The organism is Gemmatimonadota bacterium (assembly GCA_026706845.1).
In the GTDB taxonomy this organism is placed as follows: domain Bacteria; phylum Latescibacterota; class UBA2968; order UBA2968; family UBA2968; genus VXRD01.
On sequence record JAPOXY010000267.1, the window covers coordinates 25,840 to 37,804 of the forward strand.

The window sequence follows — 11,965 nt, forward strand, 5'->3', positions numbered from 1 at the left end:
AAAAGGCCGATTGCTTTTGCAAATTGACAAGCTATTTCGATGCGCGTACATTGCGCTCACGACTTATAACGCACACCTGTACGCCTCAACATTGAAAGGATAACCAATGGCTCCCAACATCATCTTTATCCTCACCGATGATCAAGGACCCTGGGCTGCCGGATGTTATGGCAATCCAGAAATTCGCACCCCCAATCTCGACCGCATTGCTGCCACGGGTATTCGCTTCGACAATTTCTTTGTCACCATTCCCGTGTGTTCGCCCAGCCGCGCCTCTTTTCTCACCGGTCGCATCCCCTCACAACACGGCGTACACGATTGGATCCGCGAAGGCAACACCGGTCCCGATGCAGCTTCTTATCTCCAGGACGAAATCTGCTATACCGATATCCTATCCGAACACGGCTGGACGTGTGGGCTATCGGGCAAATGGCACCTGGGCAATAGCACCTTGCCTCAGCACGGCTTCTCTCACTGGTTTGCCCACGAAAAAGGCGGTGGTCCCTACAACGACGCCACACTGGTACGCAACGGCGAACTCGTCACCGTACCGGGTTATGTGACCACCGCCATCACCGACGACGCCCTCGCATTCATCGACAACCACGCCGATGACAATAAGCCCTTTTATCTCAGCGTTCACTACACAGCGCCCCACAGCCCCTGGACCGGACACCCCCAGGATATTGTCGATTCCTACGACGACTGCCCATTTGAATCCTGCCCACAAGAAGATCCACACCCCTGGGCGGGTGGCTTGAGCGGTAATTTGGGCAACCGCGAAAGTCTCAAAGGTTATTTTGCCGCAGTTACCGCAATGGATTATGACGTAGGACGCATCCTCGATAAAATTGAGGACAAAGAGATTCGCGACAACACCCTCGTTGTCTTCACCTCTGACAATGGCTTTTCCTGCGGTCATCACGGCTTTTGGGGCAAAGGCAATGGCACGCGCCCCTTAAATATGTATGAAAACTCCATCAAAGTGCCCTTCCTATCCAGTCATCCCGGCGTCATCCCCGAAGGCAGCGTGCAACCCGCAATGGCTTCGGGATACGATTTTATGCCCACCCTTCTCGACTATCTCAACTTGCCCTTACCAGAAGGCCGCAACTACCCCGGCCGATCCTTCCTCTCTGCACTTAAAGGCGAAGAAGATCCCGGGCGCGACAATGTCGTTATATACGACGAATACGGCACGACGCGCATGATTCGCACGGCTAAGTGGAAATACGTACATCGCTATCCCGATGGTCCCAATGAACTCTATGACCTGCAAAACGATCCCGACGAGCGCGACAACCTCGTTGACGACAATGCGCAGGCCAGCCGCATAAAAACGATGAAAACGCAGATGGAAACGTGGTTTGCGACCTACAGCGTTCCCGACAAAGACGGACGCGATTACAATGTCACAGGTAGCGGGCAACTCCGCCCTGTCGGCCGAAACTGGGAAGACGACCGCAAACCCTTTGCATAAAGAGCAGTCAAAGGAGGTACCGGTGAAAACGGGTGTGTGCAGTTACTGCTTCAATTCGATGCTGACCGAGGGTAAGATCTCTTTGATGGAGGCCATCGAATTCGTGGGAAAGGAGACTGAGGCCGACTGCTTTGAGCCCTACTCCCCATACTGGAGTCCCGATCGAGACGTGCAAGAACAGGCGCGCGAGGCCCGGAAACTGATGGACCGGGTGGGCCTGCAGGCTTCGTGCCACGCCCTGGCGACTGATTTCGCCGTCTATGACGAAGGCGAAAATCGCGCCTGCCTGGACTGGTGCGAGAAGATGCTCCAGGTCGCTGTGATCCTCGGAGCCGATACGGTCCGAGTCGATCCCCGCACCGCCCCACCTCCCGGCAGATCCCGCGACGATATCGATCCCGAAGATGCCCTCGCCCGCGTTGCCCAAAGCATGCAGACCGTCGCAGACAGCGCTATCGAAAAAGGCTTGAAAGTCGGCGTTGAGAACCACGGGCTGCTGCTCGGACGCACGTCGCAGACAGCGCGCATCGTCGAGCGGGTCGATCGCCCCAACTTCGGCGTGAACCTCGACTTCACCAATTTCCGCACGGTCTTTGGAGAAGACCACGTTGAGGCGACCCGGCTTCTCGCCAGACATGTCGTCCACATTCACGCCAAGGACTTCCACATTCGGCAGGATCCCCAATCTGGGGAGGAGTGGCGCGAAATCCCCTCGGGCGAATACGTCAAGCGCGCGATCGGCGGCGAGGGGAATTCGGGTTGGACCGAGATCTTTCGCATCCTCAAAGATGTGGGCTACAAGGGCACTATCTGCCTCGAGGTCTCAGATCCAGCGGACATCCGGGGCAGTGTCGCCAAAGGAGCGGCCAATTTGAAGCGTATCATCTCGGAGGTGGAGCAGTTGTAATGCCAGAGCCAGGACGTGGTTGGCCCCTTACAAGCGGCATAAGACATTGGAGAACGGATATGAACGAAAAATTAGCTATTCATGGCGGAGAAAAAACGCGCACAGCCCCCTTCCCCTCGCGCACGCCATTTGGAAAAAAAGAAGAAGAATTGTTATTGGACGCCGTGCGCAGTCAAAATTTATTTGGCAAGAGCGGCACCTATGTCAAAGATTTTGAAAAGCAATTTGCCGAATTTTACGGAATGGGATATGCACAAAGTTCAACGAGCGGCACGGCGGCCATTCATCTGGCAGTGGGCGTTGTCGATCCCGAACCGGGGGACGAAATCATCACCGCGCCCATTACCGATCCGGGCAGCGTAATGCCCATATTGATTCAAAATGCCGTGCCCGTATTTGCCGACGTCGATCCCCTGACGATGAACATGACACCCGAATCAATTGAAGCAAATATTACAGACCGTACGCGCGCAATCATCCTCGTACACTTGTTCGGGCGCCCCTGCAATGTTGAAGAAGTGGTAAAAATTGCGGAAAAATATCATATCACGCTAATTGAAGATTGCAGCCAATGTCACGCCACCAAATACAAAGGTCGCTATGTGGGAACTTTTGGGCACATGGGTTGTTTTAGTTTGCAACAGTCAAAACACATGACCACGGGCGATGGCGGGATGACGGTCACGCATGACCGAGAAACCTATATTCGCCTCAAGCTGTTCTCCGATAAAGGATGGGATTATCAATATATGGCCGACCGCGATCACGCTTTTGTCGCACCCAACTATCGCATGACCGAAATGCAGGGCGCGGTTGGCCTCGCGCAGTTGGAAAAGGTGCGCGGCGTGGTCGAGCAACGCCACGAACTGGGCGCGTTGCTTTGTGAACTGATTGCCGATACCCCGGGCATAACACCCATTCCCCCCGAGGGAGACCGCGAGGTCTCGTGGTGGAATTTTATTTTTCACGTCACGGGCCACGATCCCGATGAATTTTGCAAAGCCGTGCGTGCCGAAGGCGTATCTATGGGGGCGCATTATATCAAAGACCCGATATTTATGCGAGGGAATTATCTGACCGAAAAACGCACCTATGGAAACAGCGGATTCCCCTTTCACCACGGCGTAACAAGCCGCGAATATAACTACGGCCCGGAACTCGTTCCAGGCGCAGTACAGGCATTGAGTACAGTTGTCGTATGGGGCCTTCACGAGCACCTCGACGAAAACGACATCCGCGACACTGCCGCCGCAATCAACAAAGTCGCAAACGGCCTGGGCAGATAGACGAGAAAAGGAACCAAATGCATCAGTCTCGTACACAGTGGTATTACACCAGACATATTTTTGCAAGTGTGCTCTGTATTTTAACTCTTTCTGCTTGCGGAAACACACCACCGGACGTCACGGGCCCCACACCGGGCGAACCCGGGGCAGAGGCAATACCGGGAGGTCCGGGTCGGATCTCATATTTGAGGCAAAACCTGCAAACGGGCAGTTTTCATCTCCATATCGTAGATCCCGATGGAAAAAACCCCATCAATCTCAATCCCATAGACGACCTGGCTGAATATTCCGGGCAATCGTGGTCGTCCGACGGCACACAACTCGCCTTTGCCTCGAACCGCAGTGGCAATGCCAATTTCAACATTTTTGTCATGAATGCCGACGGGAGCAATATCCGCAGTGTGGTTGAAGATTCGGGAGGCGATTTTGCATCGTCCTGGTCGCCCGATGGGCAGAAAATTCTCTTTCAAGCATGGCGTAGCGATGAGACAACCTGGGATATTTATGTCGTCAATATCAACGGCTCTGACGAAAAGGTGTTGATCAATACAGAGATGGAAGAACAACTGCCCGTCTGGTCGCCCGATGGCACCAAATTTGCCTATCAGGCTGGACATCGCGGTCGGGGAACCGATATCTATATCGCCAATGCCGATGGTACAGGCGCGATGCGTTTGACAGATGGCAATGGCACCTTGCACTCTGCACCTGCCTGGTCGCCCGATGGAAGGCAGATAGCATTCGAATCCAACCGCCATCAACCCCCACCAACAGATACGAGAACACCCCTGGCACAGTACGAGATTTACTTAATGAATCCGGATGGTTCAAATGTGCGCCGTCTCACGTCTTCCCAACCCCTCGAAGCATTGCGCAATCCAACCTGGTCGCCCGATGGAAAGCAAATAGCATTTGCATTTCACACCTATGCAACAAATCTCATCTCGGGATTTTCGACCATTAAGGTCATGAATGTAGATGGCTCTAATATGTACTCCATTCCCAATCTCCCCATTGGCGCACGCTTCCCGCGCTGGTCGCCCGTGCCGTAAACACACATCCCTACCGTGAATCAACCACCTGAAAGTCTCGGATTTTATCTGAGGCTTTTTTGTTTGACTTCGCCGCTTTTGTCCAATTAATTGTTCGCGTATATAGTATTGCGGTGAACCACTTGTCAGGAGATGCGTATGAGACGGCCAACAGATGCTGAACGGCAGGAGTGGGAAGACAACGGCGTGTTGTTTTTAGAAAATGCAATTGTTGGAGAAGACCTCGCGCGATTACAGGCGACATTTGATCAATGTGCCGCCGAGGCCAGGCGCGAATGGTTGGAGGGAATTGCGAAAGGCACGCGTCCCGCTGCCCATTTTGATATTCCAAAACCACTGGAAAAGGACGACTTATTTATCGACCTGATCGATTATCCTGGCTGGTACGGGTTTTTGATGGATTTCGCCGATGAAGACCTGATCTTGCTCGCGCCGCAAGTTCGAACCCTGCCGGTCTCACCCATCAGTTATGTGGGCTGGCATCCAGATGTCCCGCATACAATACCACTCCACATGAAGGTACAGATTTATATTGAGGATGTTCCGGCCAATGGCGGAGCATTTGGATATGTACCGGGCAGCCACAAACCCGACGTCGGGTCTTGTCCCTTGGTCCGTCCGCTGGATTCAATGCCGGGGCACAAAGTGTATCCGGGCAAAGCGGGCGATGCGGTATTATTCAATTCTTATGGATGGCATACATCGATGGTCAACCGCACGTTAAAGCCGCGCAAGTCGATTATTCTCATCTATGAAAAGTGGAGTAAGGACCGCATATCGACCAAACATTTTGCAGCGATAGCACACAAATGCACAACGCCAGACCGCAGGCGGTTGTTCAGCCTGGATGAGAGATGAGTATGCCAATTATTGACTCGCACCTGCATGTATTTGAAAAGCTGTCAGATGAATTTCCCCGCGAGGTGGATGATCAGTGTCCTGCAGACAGGGCAGAGACAGCAGAAAAATTGCTGGAGGTCATGGCGGCAAATGGGGTTGATCAGGCCGTGCTGACGCAGATTGGCGGTGCGCAATTGGCGCACCATCGGTACTTACAGCATTGTTTAAAGACCTACCCCAATCGCTTTCGGGGAATTGGGTTGATTCCCCGAGATGAATGGGACGCGCCGGAAGACCACATGGATCGGTTGGCTGAGAATGGGGATATTATCGGATTCAGGATTAACGAAATTGGCGGGCCTACCGATCCTCTATCTCAAATGGATATACAAACATTCACTTCGTATCGCATCTGGAAACACGCGGCAAAAAAAAACTACGTGATGTGGCTCTATATTCGGGCAAAAGACGCGCATCAAGTCGCCTTTATGGTTCAGGCATTTCCCGAAATTCGCGCCGTATTTAACCACCTGATGATCTGTCCAGGCGAGGGAATGTTTTCGTGGGATAACGAAGGGCGCCCGCACATCAATACCCCCATACCCCCCATGACGCGCTACTCGATGCTGGGCTTGCACGAATACCCCAATATCTGCGTACATCTATCGGGGCAATATGCATTTAGCAAAGAAGCCTGGCCCTATCGCGATTTAGAGAGCTGGCACAAAACATTGCTTTCCAGGTTCGGAGCAGACAAATTGATGTGGGCGACGGATTTTCCCTGGATTTTGGAAGATCCGGGATATGATAAGCTGGTGCAGGTAATCGATGAAATGCTACCAGATTTGAACCCGCGGCAAAAAGCAGAGATTATGGGGGGAACGGCAAAACAGGTTTTGGGCTTTCCCGACCTGGCGGATTGACCCCTTTGAAATTGACCTTGTATTGTTCGAGGGCCTTGAGCGCCTTGTTATCGGGATGGGGATATATATCGCGGGACTTCCCAAAAGACGCGACAGCTTCTACCCTCTTGCCTTGTTTTTGCAGCAGGCTACCCTTCAAGTAGTATAGCCGCGCCAGGGTTTTCTTTTTTAAAGCCTCGTGTTTGAGCGTCTCCGCTCTATCTAACCACGCCGAGACCTGTTCCCAGTGCGAGCTATTCCCATTCTCTATCAGTGTGGCCGCCATGCCGAGGAGACAGGCATAGCTTTTCTCTGCGAGGCGGAACAATTCCTGCATTGAATCGAGAAATCCCGGATCGCCCGAAAAATAAATCAAACCCAAATATCGCCCGTACTGGGACAACAATCCGTTTCGCCGTACGCGCTCCCAGCGATCAATGGGTTGTAGCGCTATGAGTTGCGTGAAGTACTCTTCTCCGCGTGGGTGGCGTTTTATCTCTATGGTACCAGGCTTGCCATCTTTAACCACCTCCAGGAGAAAACCATAGATCCGTCCCTGACGATTGGGAAAAATATCGTAATCCATGGGAAAAAAGAGGGCTCGTTCTGTCGAATCAGTAAATTTTTCCAAAACCTCCAGCCTGTTCTCTTTGGGCAAAAATGGATCGTAGAGGCGTTTGCCATATACGAGTCCCTGAAGATTGTACAACGCGACATCTGGACGGCGGTTCTCGATGTATTGATAATAGCCCATCGGCCCGGTTGCATCGCCGAATACGAACAGGACCGCGTCCTCTGGCAGAATATCCAATTGCATGTCTGCATAGTGCTCGGCAAAGTCGCTATCGGATCGATCATTGGCCCGCCAGTGTTCGTGCACAGACCATGCAACCATCGCCGTGCCCACCAGTGCTGCCATACCGATTTTGAGTCTCGGCCTCTGGGCAAATTTGGAAGGCAACCGTTCTGCCAACCAGTCGAGCACAACCTGCAATCCAATGCCCAGCCACAGAGCCGCTATGCCATAACACAACAGGGAATATGGCCGAAAGATCGCGCCCCAGAAAAAGTCAAAATCAAAACCCAGCAAGGCGATCAGCACGATGCTATTGCCCAAAAACACCAGCAACCCCGAACCCGCTTTTGCGATCTGCCGCCGCTGAAACAGAACGATCAGGCCGAACACAGCCAGTACAAATCCCGGCAACGTTAATTGCCACAAAAACTCGTTGCCCAGCCATTGCATGAATCCGAATCGGTCATTCCATCCCGCACTGGGGCTGGCATCTATATGGGCATAGCCCTGCCGGCTAAAGTAGTGCCAGAATTCTTTCAACGTATCGATAGAGCCGTAAAAATTGATCAGAGGACTCCGATGCGACCGCCAGACCATCCAGACATAAGGCAAAGCTGCACACGGCAGGGAAACTCCCAAAAGCAGCGGCAGTTTCCTAAACACGGTGCGCCAAATGGTAAAGACCAATAGCATCAAACCCGGCGTTGAAAGCACCATCAGCGGCCAGTGGTTGGTCAGGCTCAATCCATAAACGACAGCCGCAGTAATCCAGATCCCGGTGCGCTGCGGCTGGCGGAGGCCGTATAAAAGCAACGCATTGAGACCGAAAAAGAACAACGCATTGAGCGTATAAACCTCGGCAATAATGGCCTGAGACCAGAAATGCTCAGAAGCGGCAAACAGCCAGGCGGCAGTCCTGGCTGGGGTTGGCGATGCGCCCAACAGGCGGGCACACACATAAACGCAGCCACAGGTGAGCGCGCCCAATACCGCGCTGGACAAATGACCGAGAAAAGCAACACTGCCAAAAGGCAATAGCGTAAACAGATAGACGATAAGGGTATAGAGCGGATAGCCCGGCGGATGTGCCACGCCGAGGTGTGCTCCAGCCATGAGAAACAAGCCGTCATCTTCCAAAACAACAGTGCGCGGCATAGTAAGCACATAAAGTACGAGCGGGGCAACAATTGATGCGGCCAGTGCAATCCCGTCGCGTAAGGGATTAAATGCTTCAACCTGGGCATGCACGCGATTCATTGCGCACCGTCCTCCTGTTCTCCTGGACATCCATCTGTCTCTTCGCGAAACGTCCAGAAGGAATTGATGAAATAGTTGAACAATGTGGCCGGGGCAATCGCGCATCCCTGCAAAATGACCGCTGGCACCGCTGAAAAAAGAAAGGAAAGCAAGATAAATGTGCCATAACTCAGCATGAGCGTCACCAGTGAAACGAGGTGATACTTCAAACCCCGAACGCGCTTTCTCCCCGCCAGCGCGCGATCGCGGAAAGTCCAGTAGTTATTGAGCAGAAAATTTGAGATAATAGATAGCTCAATTGCAACTGGCGATGCCAGCAACTTATGCACGCCGAGAGTGAGCAAAAGCTGAAACGAACCGAGATTGACAAATACCCCCGATAAACCCGTGAGGGCAAATTTGATAAATGTGCGAGACATAAATTTTCCGATAAATTGGATTTCCATCTGGTCAAAGTAACAACGCACCTTCGAGAAATCAAGCGCGAAACCCAAAAATCTTCTCTCGCATTTACCAGAATAACACAACTTGATACGGCTGGCCCGATAGTGAAACGAATCGCTAAAATTTTGCTCATCTCCATATTGTTGTTCACCGCGCTATGTGTTGCGCTATCCATCTGGAGGAAACCGATGTCCGATCATCCTTTTCTAAAAAAAAACGCGGGTGTTGAAGTGATTGCACACCGGGGAGGATGGCGGTTGTGGCCCGAAAATACGCTGTATGCTTTCCAACACGCCGTAGATCTCGGCGTGGATATGCTGGAAATGGATATTCGCAGTACAAAGGACGGCCATATCGTAGTCTTTCACGATGAGATCGTGACGCGCACGACCAATGGCAACGCGCGTGTAAATGATCTGACACTTGCAGAATTGAAACAATTAGACGCGGGATACAAATGGACGGCGGACAATGGCGCGACTTTTCCCTTTCGCGGAAAAGGAATAGAGCCTCCAACGCTGGATGAAGTCTTTGCGACTTTTCCGCACATGCGAATGACCATTGAAATCAAACAAAAAGAGCCGGATATTGTCGAGGCATTTGGCAACCTGATCCGCCACCATGGCATGCAGCACCGCGTGCTGGTCGCGTGTTTTGACACCGGGACATTGAAGCGTTTTCGCAAGCAGTTTCCCGAAGTTGCGACATCGCCGGGCATGACAGAAGGAATGATTTTTTACGCCCTGTGCTGGCTGCACCTGAGCGCGATTTATCAGCCCAATGTCGAAGTATTGCAGTTCCCACTAAAAATGGGACCGATAAATGGTAGCCATCCACGCCTTTTATCAGGGGCACGCAAAAACAATATACAGGTGCAAATATGGACTGTGGATAACGAATCAAAAATGCGAATGCTAATTGAAAATGAAGTAGATGGCATCATTACCCGCCGGCCAGATCGCCTGTTAAAAATACTGGGGCGAGAATAGGCCTTTCACAAACGGAATAAATACCATGTCTGAACAAATCAACTTGCTTTTTATCTTAACAGATGACCAGGGATATTGGGCGATGGGGTGTGCGGGCAATTCGGAAATTCGCACGCCCAATCTGGATCGATTGGCCGCAACCGGACTGCGCTTTGAGAATTTCTTTTGCGCGTCGCCGGTCTGCTCACCGGCTCGGGCTTCCATTTTAACGGGCCGCATTCCATCGCAACACGGCGTACAGGATTTTTTGCGGACAGGCAATTCAAATATCTACGGCGCAGATGATCGGGCTATCGAATATCTATCGGGACAAACAGCATATACGGATATCTTATCTGAACGGGGTTACACGTGCGGTTTAAGTGGCAAATGGCATCTGGGCTATTCGGAAAAACCGCAGAAAAGCTTTGCATTTTGGGATGTTCACGCAAGTGGCGCGGGACCGTATTACAATCCCCCGATGATTCGCGACGGCAAAGCGTATCAAACATCGGATTACGTGAGTGATCTGATTACAAATAATGCACTGGACTTTTTGGAGAATGCAAATCAACCGTTCTGTTTGAACGTTCACTACACAGCGCCACACGCACCCTGGGGACGCGAACACCATCCGCCCGAGTTATTCGAAGATTATTACCAAAACTGTCCTTTTGAATCAACACCTGACGAACCCATGCATCCGCAGCAGTTGTCAAAGACAGGATCATCGGGTTCTTTGGGATATACGAAAGAAGAACGCAGAGAAACACTCAGCGGCTATTTTGCCTCCATGACCGCGATGGACGCCAACGTGGGCAGGTTGCTGGATTGGCTGGAAGCCAATGGACTGCGAGAAAATACACTCATCGCATTTACAAGCGACAATGGAATGAACATGGGACATCACGGGATTTACGGCAAAGGCAATGGAACATTCCCGCCAAACATGTTCGACACCTCGGTGAAAGTCCCCATGCTCTTCTCGCATCCAGGGCGCGTTCCCGAAGGCAAAGTTATTTCCTCACTGCACAGCCATTACGACATCATGCCGACCTTACTGGACTATCTCAACGTAGAAAATCCCGACTCCGATTCCCTTCCCGGACGCAGCTTTTCCGCATTGCTGGAAGGACGCGCTTTGGATAGCAACGACAAGGTGGTTGTATATGACGAATACGGTCCCACGCGAATGATCCGCACTGCGGAATGGAAGTACGTCCATCGCTATCCCTATGGACCACATGAACTCTACGATCTGGTAAACGACCCGGAGGAACGACAAAATCTGATCGCAGAACAAAAACACCACCCCACTCGGGAATCGCTACAGGCCGATCTGGATGCGTGGTTTGTGCGCTATGCCGATCCCGAGCGGGATGGCTCGCGCGAAGCCGTGATGGGCAGAGGACAGTTAGACATTGTTGGTCCTGCCGCAAAGGGACGAAAGCGGTTTGGCGATGATGTCGTTTTTGAACGCGACAACAAACGGAGGTCTTGATAATGGCAGATCTACTTGATGAACGCATTGTACGCATTGAAAAAGTAATGTTAAAAAGTCCGCGTCCACGCTTTGTGGGCGTAAATTCCAAAGGTGGCCCCATAGGCGATATGGTTACGGATCACGTCGTTCGCATCCATACAGATAGCGGCACCGTTGGCGTCGGCTGGTCGCGCATAAACCGCAAACAGGCCGAACAATTTTTGGGAAACCAATTGAATGAACTCTTCGCATTGCCCAACGGCTGTTTGAAAGCGGGCGAAAGCATCGACTTACCCCTGTGGGACCTGGTGGCAAAACTCTCGGATCAGCCATTGTACAAACTGCTGGGCGCGCACGGCTCCCGGGCAGTGGAACTTTACGATGGATCGGTTTATATCGACGACCTGGAAGCGGATGGCGACGAAGCAGTGGCAATTTTTCAGGAAGAAGTAAAAACCGGCCAGGAACACGGATTCAAAAATTTCAAAATAAAAATTGGGCGCGGGGCAAAGTGGATGCCGATTATGGAAGGCCTGGAACGGGATGTACT

General features: G+C 51.9%; 11 protein-coding genes. 9 read left to right on the forward strand and 2 right to left on the reverse strand.

Annotated elements, in window-relative coordinates:
- Positions 1–106: 106 nt before the first annotated feature.
- From OXG87_23315 to OXG87_23340, 6 genes are all read left to right on the forward strand, one after another.
- Entirely contained in the window at positions 107–1,480 is a 1,374-nt protein-coding gene (locus OXG87_23315; GenBank protein ID MCY3872486.1) for a sulfatase-like hydrolase/transferase, read from the forward strand.
- Between the two features lie 22 nt (positions 1,481–1,502).
- On the forward strand, positions 1,503–2,387 hold the full coding sequence (locus OXG87_23320) for a sugar phosphate isomerase/epimerase (protein ID MCY3872487.1): 885 nt from the start codon (positions 1,503–1,505) through the stop codon (positions 2,385–2,387).
- A gap of 59 nt (positions 2,388–2,446) precedes the next feature.
- Complete coding sequence (locus OXG87_23325; GenBank protein ID MCY3872488.1) at positions 2,447–3,673, forward strand: DegT/DnrJ/EryC1/StrS family aminotransferase; 1,227 nt, start codon at positions 2,447–2,449, stop codon at positions 3,671–3,673.
- Between the two features lie 17 nt (positions 3,674–3,690).
- Positions 3,691–4,725 (forward strand): DPP IV N-terminal domain-containing protein, encoded by a 1,035-nt coding sequence (locus OXG87_23330; GenBank protein ID MCY3872489.1) that lies wholly within the window; start codon positions 3,691–3,693, stop codon positions 4,723–4,725.
- A 138-nt stretch (positions 4,726–4,863) separates the two neighbouring features.
- A complete protein-coding gene (locus tag OXG87_23335) occupies positions 4,864–5,583 on the forward strand; it encodes a phytanoyl-CoA dioxygenase family protein (GenBank protein MCY3872490.1) in 720 nt (239 codons plus the stop codon).
- Between the two features lie 2 nt (positions 5,584–5,585).
- Positions 5,586–6,488 carry an amidohydrolase family protein gene (locus tag OXG87_23340; GenBank protein ID MCY3872491.1) on the forward strand — a complete coding sequence of 301 codons (903 nt, stop codon included), beginning with the start codon at positions 5,586–5,588 and terminating at the stop codon, positions 6,486–6,488.
- On the opposite strand, the gene OXG87_23345 is transcribed toward OXG87_23340, so the two are convergent.
- Positions 6,436–8,520, reverse strand: coding sequence for a DUF2723 domain-containing protein (locus OXG87_23345; GenBank protein MCY3872492.1), 2,085 nt, complete (start codon positions 8,518–8,520; stop codon positions 6,436–6,438). The genes OXG87_23340 and OXG87_23345 overlap by 53 nt on opposite strands.
- Positions 8,517–8,939, reverse strand: a complete 423-nt coding sequence (locus tag OXG87_23350; GenBank protein ID MCY3872493.1) for a GtrA family protein — start codon at positions 8,937–8,939, stop codon at positions 8,517–8,519. The genes OXG87_23345 and OXG87_23350 overlap by 4 nt, the downstream gene beginning before the upstream one ends.
- Positions 8,940–9,152: 213 nt before the next feature.
- Here OXG87_23350 and OXG87_23355 point away from each other — a divergent pair, with 213 nt between their 5' ends.
- The 3 genes from OXG87_23355 to OXG87_23365 all read left to right on the forward strand — a co-directional run.
- Positions 9,153–9,953, forward strand: a complete 801-nt coding sequence (locus OXG87_23355; protein MCY3872494.1) for a glycerophosphodiester phosphodiesterase — start codon at positions 9,153–9,155, stop codon at positions 9,951–9,953.
- A 25-nt stretch (positions 9,954–9,978) separates the two neighbouring features.
- Positions 9,979–11,433 carry a sulfatase-like hydrolase/transferase gene (locus OXG87_23360; protein MCY3872495.1) on the forward strand — a complete coding sequence of 485 codons (1,455 nt, stop codon included), beginning with the start codon at positions 9,979–9,981 and terminating at the stop codon, positions 11,431–11,433.
- Positions 11,434–11,435: 2 nt separating this feature from the next.
- Positions 11,436–11,965: hypothetical protein (locus OXG87_23365; protein ID MCY3872496.1), on the forward strand; the 530-nt coding region annotated here is incomplete at its 3' end.